This is a genomic window from Ruegeria sp. H4 (assembly GCF_056533065.1).
Genome location: NZ_JBQFOC010000001.1, coordinates 825,721 through 841,513, shown reverse-complemented (window position 1 = coordinate 841,513; position 15,793 = coordinate 825,721). Strand labels below are relative to the sequence as shown.

The 15,793-nt window shown below is 57.3% G+C and carries 19 protein-coding genes; 4 read left to right on the top strand and 15 right to left on the bottom strand.

All coding sequences use genetic code 11. The features are described 5' to 3' along the window. Nucleotides 1–4: 4 nt before the first annotated feature. Nucleotides 5–769: a sulfite exporter TauE/SafE family protein gene (locus tag ACR0KG_RS04265; protein WP_480545009.1), complete on the bottom strand. Its 765-nt coding sequence runs from the start codon at nt 767–769 to the stop codon at nt 5–7. Between the two features lie 144 nt (nt 770–913). Between ACR0KG_RS04265 and ACR0KG_RS04260 the strand changes: the two genes are divergently transcribed. After that, nucleotides 914–2,605: an acyl-CoA dehydrogenase family protein gene (locus ACR0KG_RS04260; RefSeq protein WP_480826577.1), complete on the top strand. Its 1,692-nt coding sequence runs from the start codon at nt 914–916 to the stop codon at nt 2,603–2,605. Between the two features lie 197 nt (nt 2,606–2,802). Further along, nucleotides 2,803–3,354: a hypothetical protein gene (locus ACR0KG_RS04255; protein ID WP_480545007.1), complete on the top strand. Its 552-nt coding sequence runs from the start codon at nt 2,803–2,805 to the stop codon at nt 3,352–3,354. Nucleotides 3,355–3,356: 2 nt separating this feature from the next. On the opposite strand, the gene ACR0KG_RS04250 is transcribed toward ACR0KG_RS04255, so the two are convergent. Beyond that, on the bottom strand, nt 3,357–4,589 hold the full coding sequence (locus ACR0KG_RS04250) for a hypothetical protein (protein ID WP_480826576.1): 1,233 nt from the start codon (nt 4,587–4,589) through the stop codon (nt 3,357–3,359). Between the two features lie 218 nt (nt 4,590–4,807). Here ACR0KG_RS04250 and ACR0KG_RS04245 point away from each other — a divergent pair, with 218 nt between their 5' ends. After that, entirely contained in the window at nt 4,808–5,200 is a 393-nt protein-coding gene (locus tag ACR0KG_RS04245) for an META domain-containing protein (RefSeq protein ID WP_480826575.1), read from the top strand. Here the strand turns inward: ACR0KG_RS04245 and recO are convergent. Further along, nucleotides 5,184–5,909 carry a DNA repair protein RecO gene (gene recO / locus ACR0KG_RS04240; RefSeq protein ID WP_480826574.1) on the bottom strand — a complete coding sequence of 242 codons (726 nt, stop codon included), beginning with the start codon at nt 5,907–5,909 and terminating at the stop codon, nt 5,184–5,186. The genes ACR0KG_RS04245 and recO overlap by 17 nt on opposite strands. A gap of 166 nt (nt 5,910–6,075) precedes the next feature. Between recO and ACR0KG_RS04235 the strand changes: the two genes are divergently transcribed. After that, nucleotides 6,076–6,465 (top strand): VOC family protein, encoded by a 390-nt coding sequence (locus ACR0KG_RS04235; RefSeq protein WP_480826573.1) that lies wholly within the window; start codon nt 6,076–6,078, stop codon nt 6,463–6,465. A gap of 49 nt (nt 6,466–6,514) precedes the next feature. Here ACR0KG_RS04235 and ACR0KG_RS04230 read toward each other — a convergent pair whose 3' ends face one another. The 12 genes from ACR0KG_RS04230 to folK all read right to left on the bottom strand — a co-directional run bounded on the left by ACR0KG_RS04230 (nt 6,515) and on the right by folK (nt 15,696). Next, nucleotides 6,515–6,844, bottom strand: a complete 330-nt coding sequence (locus ACR0KG_RS04230) for a DUF1491 family protein (RefSeq protein WP_480826572.1) — start codon at nt 6,842–6,844, stop codon at nt 6,515–6,517. Then, a complete protein-coding gene (era, locus tag ACR0KG_RS04225; protein ID WP_480826571.1) occupies nt 6,841–7,749 on the bottom strand; it encodes a GTPase Era in 909 nt (302 codons plus the stop codon). Before era ends, ACR0KG_RS04230 begins: the two co-directional genes overlap by 4 nt. A gap of 183 nt (nt 7,750–7,932) precedes the next feature. Then, the gene (locus tag ACR0KG_RS04220) at nt 7,933–8,451 is read right to left on the bottom strand and encodes a GNAT family N-acetyltransferase (RefSeq protein ID WP_480826570.1); all 519 of its coding nucleotides are present in this window, start codon (nt 8,449–8,451) and stop codon (nt 7,933–7,935) included. A 22-nt stretch (nt 8,452–8,473) separates the two neighbouring features. After that, nucleotides 8,474–9,151, bottom strand: a complete 678-nt coding sequence (gene rnc, locus ACR0KG_RS04215) for a ribonuclease III (protein WP_480544997.1) — start codon at nt 9,149–9,151, stop codon at nt 8,474–8,476. Next, nucleotides 9,148–9,975 carry a signal peptidase I gene (gene lepB / locus ACR0KG_RS04210; protein WP_480544996.1) on the bottom strand — a complete coding sequence of 276 codons (828 nt, stop codon included), beginning with the start codon at nt 9,973–9,975 and terminating at the stop codon, nt 9,148–9,150. The genes rnc and lepB overlap by 4 nt, the downstream gene beginning before the upstream one ends. A 31-nt stretch (nt 9,976–10,006) precedes the next feature. Beyond that, nucleotides 10,007–10,450, bottom strand: coding sequence for a holo-ACP synthase (gene acpS, locus ACR0KG_RS04205; RefSeq protein WP_480826569.1), 444 nt, complete (start codon nt 10,448–10,450; stop codon nt 10,007–10,009). Beyond that, nucleotides 10,447–11,070 carry a LysE family translocator gene (locus ACR0KG_RS04200; RefSeq protein ID WP_480826568.1) on the bottom strand — a complete coding sequence of 208 codons (624 nt, stop codon included), beginning with the start codon at nt 11,068–11,070 and terminating at the stop codon, nt 10,447–10,449. The genes acpS and ACR0KG_RS04200 overlap by 4 nt, the downstream gene beginning before the upstream one ends. Then, nucleotides 11,067–11,813 (bottom strand): pyridoxine 5'-phosphate synthase, encoded by a 747-nt coding sequence (locus ACR0KG_RS04195; RefSeq protein WP_480826567.1) that lies wholly within the window; start codon nt 11,811–11,813, stop codon nt 11,067–11,069. Before ACR0KG_RS04195 ends, ACR0KG_RS04200 begins: the two co-directional genes overlap by 4 nt. After that, complete coding sequence (locus ACR0KG_RS04190; protein ID WP_480826566.1) at nt 11,806–12,504, bottom strand: DUF2062 domain-containing protein; 699 nt, start codon at nt 12,502–12,504, stop codon at nt 11,806–11,808. The genes ACR0KG_RS04195 and ACR0KG_RS04190 overlap by 8 nt, the downstream gene beginning before the upstream one ends. A gap of 16 nt (nt 12,505–12,520) precedes the next feature. After that, nucleotides 12,521–14,653 carry a RelA/SpoT family protein gene (locus ACR0KG_RS04185; RefSeq protein ID WP_480826565.1) on the bottom strand — a complete coding sequence of 711 codons (2,133 nt, stop codon included), beginning with the start codon at nt 14,651–14,653 and terminating at the stop codon, nt 12,521–12,523. 25 nt (nt 14,654–14,678) lie between these two features. After that, nucleotides 14,679–15,032 carry a DNA-directed RNA polymerase subunit omega gene (gene rpoZ / locus ACR0KG_RS04180; RefSeq protein WP_142639234.1) on the bottom strand — a complete coding sequence of 118 codons (354 nt, stop codon included), beginning with the start codon at nt 15,030–15,032 and terminating at the stop codon, nt 14,679–14,681. A gap of 94 nt (nt 15,033–15,126) precedes the next feature. Continuing rightward, nucleotides 15,127–15,696 carry a 2-amino-4-hydroxy-6-hydroxymethyldihydropteridine diphosphokinase gene (gene folK / locus ACR0KG_RS04175; RefSeq protein WP_480544990.1) on the bottom strand — a complete coding sequence of 190 codons (570 nt, stop codon included), beginning with the start codon at nt 15,694–15,696 and terminating at the stop codon, nt 15,127–15,129. Between the last annotated feature and the right edge of the window lie 97 nt (nt 15,697–15,793).

Genomic DNA, 15,793 nt, shown 5'->3' with positions numbered 1-15,793 from the left:
CCGGCTAGCCAAACAGACCGCGCCGCACAAGGTTCAGCCCTGCGATCAAAAGCACCAACAGAGTGATTTTCCGAAATCTGACCTGATCAATGCGCGTTTGCTGCCGCATCCCCAACCACAACCCTGCAAGGGCTGGCACGACCAATACCGCCGAGAACGGTGCAGTGTCACGATTTAGAATCCCCGATCCGATATGAGCAACCACCAAGGCAACGGCGCCCAGGCCATAGATCACGCCCTGAACCCGGAATTGCTCTTGTTTCGGTGTATTCAGGGCTGTCAGGTAAGCCACGGTCGGCGGACCCCAAACCCCCGACATCCCTCCAACAAAACCTGCGACAGCGCCTATTGCGGCCTCAACGAGGGTGGATGCTGACGTCAGTGAGACCTTAACTCCGAAGACCTGGATCAGCGCAAAGACTGTCACTGGCACACCAATCAGCAGCAAAAACGTGGCCGTGGGCACAAGCGCCACGAGCTGAGCGCCGATTAACAGGAACACCAAACCAACAGTCAGAAAAACCTTGAACCGCCGGATCGATTCATAGGCGGCCCGAACCCCTTCGCGCAGCGCCTGCACGCCGTTGGTCACCAGTGTGGGCAAGATCAACCCGGCGACTGCAAGCTCGGGCGGCAAAATCATACTGAGACCCGAGACCAGAACCATGGGCATTGCAAACCCGACCATGCCTTTTATCCAACCTGCTAGGCACGCAATTGTGGCAGCCACGGCAAGATCAAAAGGGGAGAGCATAGAAAGCAATGTCATGGCTTCTAGATATCATTGCAGAAAATCTCTGCACTGCAAAAACGAAAGCGCAATTTTTGAACTTTTTCGCAGCGTAATAAGTATTTTTGTTGCGCTGCACGTGCAGCATGATATGACCAGACCACCCAAGACAGGACGCGATTCATGGCCCATGATGGACAGGACATATCCCAGATGACCACCAATGCAACTTTGCCAGACCTTCTGAACCTGACCAGCAAAGCTGTACCCGCTGTTGAAGCTGTCTTTGAAAAGGCGCGCGTTTCAGTACGGGACAAGGTGACATCTGATGGGCGCGTCTCTGGTGCGTTGATCGAAGCCAACCAAACCGCCGCCCATGGGCTTGCATGGCTGGCCACATATCACCAATCGCTACAACAGATGCAGCGGTGGGCCGAAGCACTGGAAGCCGCAGGCAAGTTCGGTGAGATCGAACAGCTGCTGCATCAGATCGCCTTTGGTGAATACCTGCATCAGGTGGCCGGTGGCATCCCCATGAACCAGGGCGAAGTTGTGCGCCTTCAGGATCTTGGCCTTGGTTGGGATGCGTTGTCCGGGTTCCAATGCCCCGAGGTGCAGACCCTCATGTCGCAGGCCAACTCACAGGCCGCGCGGACACGTTTGGTCGAATTGATGGAGGCGCAGGCCGGTGCCGCCATGTTCGGGGCTTCGGGGCTGGATGAAGAGCTTGAGATGATCCGCGACCAGTTCCGCCGCTATGCGGTCGAAAAGGTCGAACCCAACGCCCATGACTGGCATCTGAAGGACGAGCTGATCCCGATCGAGATCATCGAAGAGCTGGCCGAAATGGGCGTGTTCGGCCTGACCATACCCGAAGAGTTCGGCGGATTTGGCCTGTCCAAGGCCTCAATGTGCGTGGTCTCGGAAGAATTGTCACGCGGCTATATCGGCGTCGGTTCTCTGGGTACCCGGTCTGAAATTGCGGCTGAATTGATCCTGGCTGGCGGCACGAACGAACAAAAAGCCAATTGGCTGCCCAAACTGGCCAGCGCCGAGATCTTGCCGACCGCCGTGTTTACAGAACCCAATACTGGCTCGGACCTTGGCAGCCTGCGCACCAGAGCGGTCAAAGATGAGAACGGCGACTACCAGATCACTGGCAACAAAACCTGGATCACCCACGCGGCCCGCACCCATGTTATGACCCTGCTGGCCCGCACCAACCCGGACAGCACCGACCACCGTGGCCTGTCCATGTTCCTGGCCGAAAAAACCCCGGGCACCGATGAAAATCCATTCCCCACCCCCGGAATGACCGGTGGCGAGATCGAGGTTCTGGGCTATCGCGGGATGAAAGAATACGAGCTGGGCTTTGACGGTTTCCACGTGAAAGGCGAAAACCTTCTGGGCGGGGAAGAAGGCAAAGGCTTCAAACAGCTGATGGAGACCTTTGAATCTGCTCGCATCCAGACGGCCGCACGCGCGATTGGCGTGGCGCAAAGCGCATTGGATATTGCGATGCAATATGCGCAGGATCGGAAACAATTCGGTAAATCGCTGATCAACTTCCCCCGTGTCTCGGGCAAACTGGCGATGATGGCGGTCGAGATCATGATCGCGCGTCAGCTGACCTATTTCTCGGCCTGGGAAAAGGACCACGGCCACCGCTGCGACCTTGAGGCCGGTATGGCCAAACTGCTGGGGGCCCGCGTCGCTTGGGCTGCGGCCGACAATGGGCTGCAAATTCATGGCGGCAACGGCTTTGCACTGGAATACAAGATCAGCCGCGTTCTGTGTGACGCGCGCATTCTAAATATCTTCGAAGGGGCTGCCGAAATTCAGGCACAGGTCATCGCACGACGTCTGCTCGGGTGATCGAATAAGGCGGCCTTGTTTCCCCAACTGACCCGGTCTTTGCACCGGGTCTTTTCTTGCGCCAGTTGTTGCAACCAACGCAGTCCAATTTCCTAAACCAGTAGTGTTGGCAAACCTGCGGCCAAACTTCCCCTATGAAATCCGTCGATACCGACTTATTGCCACCAAAAGAAACTGGACAATTGCTGGCACCCGACATGACACGAATATTGGTTCTCTGGGCTATGTTGACAGCCCTGACCCTATGCGGCTGCGCGGTACCGCAGCCAACCGCAAATCAAGATGATATCGACGAACTGGCACAAGCCATTCAATCCCTCGGGCCAGAGGTTGATCCAATTGAGGCACAAACCGCCGCATCAATCTCGTACAGCTATTCTCAGCACCTCGCCCGGGATTGGAACGTAACCGACCCGGCGATCATACATAACGCCAAGGTCGCCAACGGCTTTCGGGAATACGGGCTGTGCAATGACTGGGCACAGGCCATGACGCGGCGACTGCGGCAGGAAGGGTTTCGAACACTCGAACTACACTGGGCTACATCCCCACCCACACCCTTTCGGATCATTCACCATTCCGCCCTGATCAGCGCCAAGGGCGATTCGATGTATGACGGCATAATCCTTGATCCGTGGCGCAATAGCGGCGCCTTGTTCTGGGGGCCTGTTCGGAAAGATACCCGGTACAACTGGCGCCCAAGGATGGAGGTGCGCACACAATTGCTAAACGGTGAACTTGCGTTCTGAGATCAGGACCCCGTCTCGCATTTTGAAATGGTGTCGATCACTACGGGCAGCATCCGGGCCGCCACCAGTTTCGAACCTTCCGCCGTCAGGTGCGTATAGTCGACATACAGGCTTTTGTCCTTGTGTTCAGGAGCTGCGATCTCAGCGATTTCGGTATAGGGAATATCGGCCTGATCAAACAGCTCCGGAAACTCAGCGCGCGCGCGCGTCATCACCTGCTCTCGTCCGGGCACGTACCAGTCGCGCGTAATCTGAGCGATTTCCTGATCTGCCGCGCTCAGGTTTTCGACGTTTTCGAATACCACCTCAGGCTGCAGGAAGACATGGTAGCAGAACCCGTGATAGGCACCAAAAGACTCGATCAGCTTGTAATTGCGCAAAAACCCACGACGTGCGGTCTCGGCCAGCTCGGCTGAGAAATCGCGTTCCAACGCGGTCACGTCGCCGGTCAGATTGTAGTTGGGTGCCTCATAGCGCTGATACAAACCTTGGGTGAATTTCGACGCCAGCTTGAACGTATAGGAATACTCGGCCGGGGCCCGCAAGAACGCATAGGCCGCAAAGAAAGGCTCGCGGTCGTTGAGCGCATCCACCATCCGAGCCGAGGAATAGCCATAGCTCTGGATCGGATTTTTAACCCCCACATTGTAGAAATCATTGTGACCGTCCAGAAAAACAATCAGGTCAGGCTCGTACTCATAGAGCGTCTCGTAGATATACAGCACATGCTGAAAGCTGTGATAGGCGGCAACACCGGCGTTGATCACCTCGATCTTCACACCGGGCATTTCATCCTTCAGCTGCTCGCGGAGAGTTTGTTCAAGGAAGTAAGACACCGTTTCACTATTGGTGAGCGTCGGATGATCTGGATACACGCGCCCTTGTGATCCGATGGCATAGGCGGTGGAGCCGCCCATCAGAAAGATGCGGTAGGTGCTATTCGGCTTGGGCAGATCGACAACGGAGTCATACCGGAACCCCTGATCCGAATGAATGCGCTGCCCGCCAGTATCGAATTGACGTTGGTAGTCGGGGTTAAGTTCATGCCCTCGGATCGAGGAGTAAAGATGACGCTCGGCCTTGCCACCGAGCGCATTGTCAAACAGGTGGACAACCGCGACGTAAGACAACAATTCAACCAGCAGGAACAAAAACACCAGATAAACCAGGACGATCACGACTTTGACGATGGGCCGCGTTCGCTTTTTGGTTTCGGTGTCGCTGACCTGTGACATGAAACAAACTCTGCTTTTGCGCTACCAGCTTAATGGGCATTGCCCTTCGGGATTAGCTGTGATGCTGACTAGGGCCCGGGTTTGGCTTGGCTCCACTATGTCGATTTGTGACCTTGGGTCAACTATGGCCTGAATACGACCAGAAGCCTTCAACTTCCTTGACGATGCCGGATCGACACGCCTAAAGGCGAAGCGTTCCGAGGTCGTGGGAGACTGATATGATCCGCCTTGCCTTTGCGTTACCGCTCATCGGGCTCTTGCAATGTGACCGGGATGAAACCTTGTCTGCCTATGGTGCGGCAGACCAGTCATGGCAGTTGCAGGAGATTGATGGCCAATCGTTTGAGGCCAGCGCGCTGCTACGGTTTCCCGCAGACGGGCAGATTGCCGGAAATGCCCCCTGCAACAGCTATCAGGCGACGATCAGCGCGCCATATCCCTGGTTCGGGATTGAAAACCTCAGCGCTACGCGTGCGGCTTGCGCATCGCTGGAACTTGAAGGCACTTATTTTGCCGCGTTGATGGCGATGACACAATCCGAGGTGTCGGGGAATGTGCTGATCTTACGCAACGAAGCCGGGCACGAGATGGTGTTTAAAGCCGTCGAGTAAGTTGATCTACAAACCGCGCCCGTGCCTGAGGCAATGGCGTATGACCCAACGCGGGGGCGACGCGGTTTTCTAGGAAATAACCTGTGGTCTGTAGGCCGGTTGCAACCTCAACATCCGGCGCGTCGCCTTCGCCGCGCAAGCAGGGCGGCAACGGCAACAACCGATCTGCCCAATCACCTGCGCCCTCAGTGCTGACCGCCCGCCCCGTTTTGGGTGAGACAAAGACCAGCCCCTCGGTCGCGCCGGTGACGGCGCAGGCTGACAGGTCCAGACCAAAGCCCAGCTCCTCAAGCAACGCCAACTCCCACCGCAGATAGGCCAGCGGCCAAATGTCGTCCTGTCCCAACAGGTCCATCAATTGTTCGGTCTGCTTGTAGATCGCCGGATGAGGCTCTCGCTCTGGCAGGCAGAAGGACAGCAGCGATACAACCGCGTTCAAACCTGACAAAGCCAACCGCCCCGAAAACGCCGCAGCTGCGCGGGACCGCAGAGGTTCAACCTGAAACATGCCGATATGCTCCTCCAACCGCGCGCGCCACAGCACATCCAGCTGCGCGCCCGGCTGTAGGATCGGCGCAATCTTCCGGCTGGTCCCACCGCGCACAACCCCGGCATGGCGACCGTGGGCTTCAGTGAAAACCTCGACAATCGCAGATGTTTCGCCGTGTCGGCGAGAAGTCAGAAGTATGCCGTGATCGCGCCAGTCCAAGGCTGTATCCGTTCGGTTGTCTTGTCTATTCGCAGAAAATCTCATGCCCGCTGAACACACAAGGCAGAAACTGGCCTAAGGGATTTACAGGGTCGAACAATCGAATTGCACGCTATCACCGCACTGGCTAATGTTCGCTCAATGTTCTTAGCAAGGAATTCAATCCATGTCTCTTAACTACGTAATGATCGGCTCAAACGACGTTGCCAAAGCCCGCAAATTTTACGACACAACAATGGCCGGAATTGGTGGCAAAGTCGTAGCTGAATACATGCCATACGCTGTCTGCTACCAACTGCGCGACGGCGGACGAATATGGGTTTCGCTGCCACATGATCAAAAGACTGCAACACCGGGCAACGGCAACATGGTTGGCCTGATGTGCGAAAGCGAAGATGAAGTGCGCAAAGTCCATGCAATCGCGATGGCCAATGGCGGCACCAACGAAGGCGACCCGGGACCGCGCCCACAGTATGGCCCGGACTTTTTTGGCGCATATGCCCGCGATCTGGACGGCAACAAGATGAGCTTTGTTTATTTTTCAGACTTAGACTGAACGCGTTTATGTTCAGGCAAAAGAGTGGATACCGAACTCGCTAGAGTTCTTACTCCAACCCCTCTTCCCCTAACAGATGCCGCCCTTGCCTATCCTCGACCTCGATCACCCAAAGATCGGGGTCAAAGCTGCGCTGCCTGGTGAGGGTGGCATCCACATCGCCCTCGGGCCCCGAGGATAGCTCAATCCATTTCCGCTCACCGCTCATAAGGTCAAAGCTGCGTTGATAGGCGATGGCCTGACCGTCGAGCGTGTTCATCTTGACCAGCACCGCGCCTGCAGTGTTGTCCCCATGGGCCACGACAAAGGCCGGGATATCCTGTAGCCGCAGCCGCGCCAGATAGGCATGCACCCAGAATTCGGCCGTCAGGCGAGTCATGCGTTGCCGTCTTTGAAGTCCAGCCCCATTTCCGAATAGCGCTCGGATTCCTCCAGCCAGTTGGGCCGGACTTTGACCTGCAGGAACAGGTGGATCTTGCGGTCGAGAAACTCTTCCAACTCAGCCCGCGCGGCCTGGCTGACGGCCTTGATCGTCTCTCCGCGTTTGCCCAGAACGATGCCCTTGTGGCCGTCGCGCATGACATAGATGACCTGATCGATCTTGGCCGAACCATCCTTGCGCTCTTCCCAGTTCTCGGTCTCGACGGTCAATTGATAGGGCAGTTCCTGATGTAGGCGCAGGGTCAGTTTCTCGCGCGTCATCTCGGCGGCGATCATACGCAGAGGCAGATCGGCGATCTGGTCTTCGGGGTAGAGCCACGGGCCTTCGGGCGCCTCGCTAGCCAGCCATTTCCGCAGATCTTCGACGCCGTGACCCTTTTCCGCGGAAATCATGAAGGTTTCGGCAAAGGGATAGCGCGCATTCAGATCGCTGGTCAGCGCCAGCAGCTTCTCAGACGGCACCTTGTCGATCTTGTTTATGGCCAGAGCAATGGTGCGGCCCTGCCCAATCTCTTCCAGACCTTCAAGGATGCGTTCGAGGCCTTCGGTGATGCCGCGATGGGCCTCGATCATCAGGACAACCACATCCGCATCCGCAGCGCCGCCCCAAGCGGCGGCGACCATGGCGCGATCCAGGCGGCGGCGGGGTTTGAACAGGCCGGGCGTATCGACAAAAACCAGTTGCGCATCGCCCTCCATCGCTACACCGCGAATGCGCGCGCGTGTGGTCTGCACCTTATGCGTCACGATCGAGACCTTGGCCCCGACCATTCGATTCAGAAGGGTGGATTTGCCTGCATTGGGCTCTCCGATCAGGGCGATAAATCCGGCGCGTGTGGTCATGTGTGCTGCGATCCTGTTTGCAAGTGCGCACCCCTATAGCAGAATGGCGCCGCGGGCCAGAGGGATTTGTTGCGTTTCCGGCGGGTTGCGTAGTTGTGGAGCGTTCGGGAAGTCAGCCGCTTCAGTGTCATGTGATCAAGCATTGGAAGACCGGGCCAAGCGGCTTTACCCAGCAGATTGACTTTAGGCTTGCCCTTGTATGGTCAAAGCCAGCACATGGTTCGGGTAGGCTTGATCCCCGATACGGAAATCCGTGACGCCAACCTGCCGGAACCCTTTGGACAGGTAGAAATCAATCGCGGGTTTGTTCTCGGAATTGGTTGTCAGCCAGATCCCATTCCGGCCTCGATCCCGAGCATATTCGATCGCAACATCCAACAATGCGGAACCTATGCCTTTGCCGTGATGGCGGGGCTGGACGTAAAACGTCAGGACCTCAAGATCGGAAAGCCCGTCAACAGGTGCAACGCGTTGCTCTGCCAGCCGAATATAGCCGTCGATCCCGTCGCTGTTTTCCGAGACCATCAGCGTATCGCCCCCCTCTTCAAGCAGAGCCTCGAACTGGGCGGCCGTGAATTCGGACAGAACAAATTCGGCGAAGAAAGCGTTTACGCCATGCCGCAGGTAAGTACTGATCCAGACTTCAATCGACAATGCCGCAAGGCTGGCAGCATCCGCTTTCTGTGCAGGTCTGATCTTCATGTTCCGAATTCGGCAAAACAGCTCAACTCAACTGACCCAACAGGGATTTTGCTGCAGCCTGCTCGGCCTGGCGTTTGGAGCCTGCGGTCGCCTGCGCCTCAGTGCCATCTTGCAAACGGGCAGCGATGGTGAAGATGGGGGCGTGGTCAGGGCCGGTGCGCTTGACCTCGACATAAGCCGGAGGTTTCTGACCGCGGGCTTGCGCCCATTCCTGCAGCGCGGTTTTGGCATCACGGGCGTCGGCTTCAACCTTATGAATGCGCTCGCCCCATAGGGCTATGATGACGTCCCGCGCCGCCTCAAAACCAGCATCACGATAGATGGCCGCGATGACCGCCTCCATCGCATCGCCAAGCAGTGCCTGTTTGCGGCGACCACCCGACAGCATCTCGGACCGGCCCAGTTTCAGGACGGCCCCCAGATCAATCTGGCGAGCGACATCTGCACAGGCCTCTTTGCGGACCAACGCGTTGAAGCGCGGCGCCAACTGGCCTTCGGTGGCTTTCTTGTCCGCCTCTAGGAGCGCAGTCGCCATAACCAACCCCAGCACACGGTCCCCCAGAAACTCCAACCGCTGGTTATCGGGCCGCGTGGCCGAAGACACTGATCCATGAGTCAATGCGCGCACCAGCAGTTGGGGATTGGTGAATTCGTATCCCAAACGCTGCTGGAATGCTTTTATCTCGGATGAAAGCTTCAATTCACCGCCTTAAAGAACCGATCCCCACGCCAGGTCCAGAAGAACAGCATGGAGCGCCCGGCGGACGAGAACATGATCCGGTCAGCACGGCCAATTAGGTTTTCGTAGGGAACATAGCCAACGCCGCCAGCAGATTGCGGCAGACGGCTGTCGGCGGAGTTGTCGCGGTTGTCCCCCATGAAGAAGTAATGGCCTTCGGGCACTGTATAGATGCCGGTATTGTCTGACCCTTGATTGCCGATGTTCAGCACATCATAGGACACGCCATTGGGCAAAGTTTCAATTAGGCGCGACTTTTCGCAGGTGCCGCCATTTCCAACCGGCCCGTTTTCACAGCGCGGGCGCAGGCGTTGCGGCCCCTGGGGTTCGGCGATTTCTGTAAACACCCCGTCAGGCTGTTGCGGCACCGGCGTGCCGTTCAAAATGATCTGACCTTCGCGCACCTGAATGCGGTCACCCGGCAAACCGATCAAACGTTTGATGTAGTCCCGCCCCGTAACCGGATGTCGGAACACAATGACATCACCGCGCTCGGGCTCGCCGCCCCAGATACGCGTGTTGTCATCACCGGGCAGCCAACCACAGATGTCTTCGGCGTCGATGTTCATAAAGGTCAAGCTGGGGCAGGACGCATAGGAGTAGCCATAAGCCATCTTGTTCACGAACAGAAAGTCGCCAATCAGCAGGGTTTGCTTCATCGAGCCGGAGGGAATCCAGAACGGCTGAAAGAACAGGGTGCGGAAAACGCCCGCGATCAAAAGGGCATAGACGATGGTTTTGATCGTCTCCCACACGGGGTTACCTGTTTTGGCGTCCTCGGCCATACTGCTCTCCGGTCATTGCGTTGTTGGGATGCTACATGCGGGGCGACTGGGGCCAAGTCAAGGCCGCAGCCGTGTCAGCAATGGGTCTGGCCTCGATCACCACGAAAGCCTGCGCCCAAGGGTGATCATCCGTCAGGGTGACATGGATGATTGCCTCATGCCCCTCGGGTGTCATTTCCTTGAGACGCTCGGCCGCCCAACCGGTGACATGCATCACGGGTTGACCGGTTTTAAGGTTGGTAACCGCCATATCTTTCCAAGAGATACCCATACGCAAACCAGTGCCCAGCGCCTTGGAACACGCCTCTTTTGCGGCCCAGCGTTTGGCATAGGTGCCAGCGATGTCAGCGCGGCGTTCGGCCTTACGCTGCTCGGTCTCGGTGAAGACCCGGTTGCGGAACCGGTCGCCAAAGCGATCCAGCGTGCCCTGGATGCGGTCGATGTTTGCGAGGTCTGTGCCGATGCCGAGGATCATTGCAACCGCACCGTCAGGATCTTGTAACTCGCCAGCCCGAAGAACCCGGCAAATGCCAGGTCAAACCAGCGGCGGGCGCGACGGTAACCTTGGACCATGCGGCTTGAGGAAAAGAGAAAGGCATAGCCGATAAAGATCAGCAACGACCCGACATAGAGCAGCGCGAAATACCCAAGCAACATCAGCAAGCTGGCATCGTTCGGCGCAACGATGGCGTAGATAGAACCCCAGCTGAGGATTGCCTTAGGATTGGTTAGGTGGATTGCAGCGCCTTTGGCAAAGATTGTCGGCAGAGAACCTGTGACAGGTTGGCCCAAAGCAACTTCATCCGAGGTCATCGCGCGGCGCAGAGCATTGAAGGCAAGCCAGCCCAGATAGGCCACGCCCACATATCGGATGATTTCGAAAACCCAGACATTGGCCAGCATGATCGCCGACAGGCCCAGTGCAGCGGCGATCCCCCAGGCTGCAGAGCCAGCACAAATGCCCAGCGCGAAGGCCAACCCGGCGCGGCGGCCTTCATTCATCGCGGTTCCTGCGATGCCCATGGTTGCAGGCCCCGGAGCGCCCCCGGCCATGATCCAGGCAAACCAGATCGCAATGAAGCCGTATGTGATCATGCGCGCGCCTCATCCATCAGACGACGCATCTGCTGGATGGCAGGCGTAAGGCCCAGAAAGATCGACTCGCCAATCAGGAAGTGACCGATATTCAGCTCTTTCACCTCGGGGAAAGCAGCGACTGGTTGAACCGTATCATAGGTCAGCCCGTGGCCGGCATGTACCTCAAGCCCCATAGAATGGGCAAAGCTCGACATTGTGCGCAGCGCCTCAAGCTCGCGGGTAGCCTCCTCCATGCGGCCTTCGGCATGGGCATCGCAATAGGCACCGGTGTGCAACTCGATGACCTCGGCCCCAATGCGATGCGCGGCTTCGATCTGGCGTTGATCTGCGGCGATGAAGATCGACACGCGGCAACCTACGTCGCGCAAAGGTGCGATGAAATGCGCCAGCTTGTTTTCCTCGCGCGCGACCTCAAGCCCGCCCTCGGTTGTGCGCTCCTCACGCTTTTCGGGAACGATACACACAGCATGCGGTTTGTGGCGCAGGGCGATTTTCTGCATCTCGTCCGTTGCCGCCATCTCGAAATTCAGCGGGACCGACAGAACCTCCATCAGCCCGTCGATATCGGCGTCAGAGATATGACGACGGTCCTCGCGCAAATGGGCGGTGATGCCATCTGCCCCCGCCTCTTCGGCCAGCTTGGCAGCGCGCAGAGGGTCAGGATAAGCCCCGCCACGCGCATTACGTACGGTGGCGACGTGGTCGATGTTTACACCCAGGCGCAATTGGTTGTCAGACATCGTTCGATTCCTTTTTCAATGTTTGACCCGAGCCTAGGGGTTTTGAGGTCAGGGCGTCAGCCGATTCTTCCGCCCGTCGTTTGATTTCTTCGAATTTCGCTTTGATCTTATCGCGGCGGCGTTGCTGATACGTGCGGATCAGCGGCAGGCTGAGGTAGTGGCATATAGCTCCGGCCAAAAGTCCGGGCAGAATGCCCCCAACGAGGTAGGGATAAAACACCTCGTAGTAAAATACGCCAAGCCCGTGCCAGTCCGCGACACGGTCGGTGAATATCGACAGAAAGTTATTTTTGAGATCGCCCAACGCGCTGGCGAACTTACCCATCAACCCGCGCTCAACACTCTTGTCGAACTCTGTGCCCAGTATGAAATGACCCGCCTGTAGACAGATCACCCCAATCGGTACATAAGTCATTGGATTGCCAAAAAAAGTCCCGCTAAGCGCCGCCAGGATATTGCCGTTAATCAGACGCGCACACAGGGCGGCTACGACAAAATGCAATCCATAAAACGGCGTAAAGGCTGCAAATACTCCGGCGCCGATGCCTCGCGCGATCCGATCAGGGGAATCCGGCAGACGCCGCACCCGATGTTTGACGTAGTGGAAGGCGCGGGTCCATCCACCGCGCGGATAGACGAACTCCGATGCGATCTGGATGGGCGAGCGTCGATCTCGGCGCTTGAAAACCACTCCTGATCACCTCATCTCAACCAGCCACAACAACTGGTTTTGCCTGTTCCCTGTGCCGCTCAACGGCGGCGACATCGCTTTCAGCCTCAAGCATCAGCATAAGCGAATGCAACTGTTCCAGGTCACGCAACTCAACATTGATCAGCAACCGGTAAAAATCTGGTTTCCGATCAACAAACTCCAAGTTCGAGATATTGGCCTTTTTCTCACCAATCAATGTGCAAATGCGCCCCAGCACCCCGGCATCATTGCCGATGGTAAGGTCAAGCGTCGCGCCATAGGCGGCGGGGTGAGTGCCGGAATGCCAATGCAGATCGACCCAGCGCTCCGGCTCGCTTTCGAATTCGGACAATCGATTGCAATCGATTGCGTGCACCTCAACGCCTTTACCGCGATAGGTGATGCCAACAATGCGCTCACCGGGAAGTGGCTGACAGCAAGGTGCTCGGTCGAATTTCTGCCCCGGCTCCAGGCCAATCACCGCGCGGCGCATCGGGATCGCATCGCCCTCATCCTTGGTCAGTTCGGGATAAACCGCCTCGACCACGTCATGGGCGGTCAGTTCCGCACTGCCCAATCGCGCCAGCAGTTCATCACGATCCTTCAGGCGCAAATGCTTGGCCGCAGTGTCCAACGCCTTGTCGGTCGCCTTGCGGCCCACATGTTCAAAGCCCGAGCGCGCCAGTTCTTTGCCCAGCCGAATAAAGCGCTCGCGATCAACTTCGCGCAGCGCACGCCGGATCGCGGTGCGGGCCTTGCCTGTTACCGCGATCTCAAGCCATGTGACCTGCGGCGTCTGCCCATCTGCGGTGATGATATCCACCGATTGTCCGTTCTTGAGCCGGGTCCATAGCGGTACGCGAATGCCATCCACCTTTGCTCCGACACAAGCGTGCCCAATCCGGGTGTGGATCGCATAGGCGAAATCAATTGGTGTCGCCCCGCGCGGCAATTTCACCACATCGCCCTTGGGCGTAAAGCAGAAGACCTGGTCGGAGTACATTTCCAGCTTTACGGCTTCGAGGAAATCTTCGTGGTCTTCTTCGTTGTCGAACTGTTCAGTCAGGTTCGAAATCCACTTGGCCGGGTCCACGGCGAACGGGTTTTCAGTACGCACGCCATCGCGATACGACCAATGCGCCGCAACCCCGGTTTCGGCGACATCATGCATCTGACGGGTGCGGATCTGCACCTCAACCCGCTTACCATCGCGGCCCGACACGGTGGTGTGGATCGAACGGTATCCGTTCGATTTCGGCTGGCTGATATAATCCTTGAAACGCCCAGGCACCGCTCGCCAACGCTGATGGATGGCTCCAAGCGTGCGATAGCAATCCTCCTCGGTCATGGTGATGATGCGGAACCCGTAGATGTCGGACAGCCGCGAGAAACCCTGGTCTTTCTCCTGCATCTTGCGCCAGATTGAATAAGGTTTCTTGGCGCGGCCAAAGACCTCGGCCTCAATCTCTGCCTTTTCCAATTCATGCCGCATATCACCGGTGATCCGGTGGATCACATCGCCGGTTTCGCGTTGCAGCGTGATGAAACGGCGAATGATCGACTGGCGGCCTTCGGGGTTGAGAACGCGGAAGGCGAGGTCTTCCAGTTCCTCACGCATCCATTGCATCCCCATCCGGCCTGCAAGTGGCGCATAGATATCCATCGTCTCGCGCGCCTTGATCACCTGCTTTTCGGGGCGCATCGCCTTGATCGTGCGCATGTTGTGCAGACGGTCAGCCAGCTTGACCAGAATGACCCGCAGGTCCTTGGACATGGCCATGAACAGCTTGCGGAAATTCTCAGCCTGTTTGGTTTCGCGGCTAGAAAGCTGCAGGTTGGTCAGCTTGGTGACGCCATCCACCAGCTTGGCGACCTCATCCCCGAACAGCTCGGCCACTTTGCCGTAGCTGGCTTTGGTGTCTTCAATCGTGTCGTGCAAAAGCGCCGTGATGATCGTCGCATCATCCAGACGCTGTTCGGTCAAAATGGCGGCAACGGCAACGGGATGGGTAAAATAGGGCTCGCCAGAATGGCGGAACTGCCCCTCATGCATCTGATGGCCAAACTCATAGGCCCGCTCGATGCGCTCGGCATTTGTCTTGGGATTGTAATTGCGGACCAGCGCAATCAGGTCTTCTGCTGAAATCATCCGGTCCGCACCTTTATCGCTGGGGTTAACCCTGGCCTTGCGCCTCCATCAGAGCACGCAGGAGCTTTTCTTCGGACATGTCGTCATCGGCGGGCTTGTCCGTTTCTGCACCCATCAGCAATGCCATCTGATCTTCTTCGGGCTCATCAACCTCGATCTGGGTCTGGTTGGCTTCGATCAGACGCTCGCGCAATTCATCCGCGCTCTGGGTTTCGTCGGCGATCTCGCGCAGCGACACGACAGGGTTCTTGTCGTTGTCACGGTCAACGGTGATCGGACCGCCGGCAGAAATCTCGCGCGCCCGGTGGGCGGCAAGCATCACCAGTTCGAACCGGTTCGGAACCTTGTCTACGCAGTCTTCAACCGTCACGCGGGCCATTGGGCGCTCTCCGTTACTGAGTCCATGTCAGGAAGAGGTTTATCTAAGGCCGATTGTACGCCTTGACAAGCAAGAAATGCTGCCCCTGCACCAATCACAGTGGCGTGACCTCAGCCACGTCTGCAGCGGGTAAGGCAGCCATCATCTGCATCACAGTCTTGTTCAGCACCGGATGCCGCCAGTCCGGCGCAATGTCGGCCATAGGAATCAGCACAAACGCCCTGTCCTGAAGACGCGGATGCGGTAGGATCAGCTCGTCCGGGGCCGCCCGCGCCTGCAGATCCGGATCAAGATCACACCAAAGATCGAAAGTGGCGCGATCTGGCAATACCTGATCCGCGTAGCAGATCAGATCCAGATCAAGGGTCCGCATGCCCCATCGCTGCGCGCGTTCTCGACCGAACTCATGTTCCACGGCATGCAAATCCTGCAACAACTCCACCGGAGCCTTGGCCGTTTCAATCGACGCAGCCGCATTCACATAATCAGGCCCCGCACCTGCGGGAAAACACGGTGTGGAAAAAAACCGGCTGACGTCGCGAATCACCAGGCCCTTCTCCGAAAGTGCAGAAAGCGCCTGCCGTAACGTCAAGTGAGGCTCAGTTCGTCCCAAACTGAGATTTGCCCCCAAGGCAACGATGGTTTTTGGCACAGAATCACTCATATGAGGCCGTATATTCGGTCAACTGCATACTTGCGATGCCCAACAAAAGCCCTAATTATAGGAGCACCAAAGCGCGACATTTTTACACCCACTCACA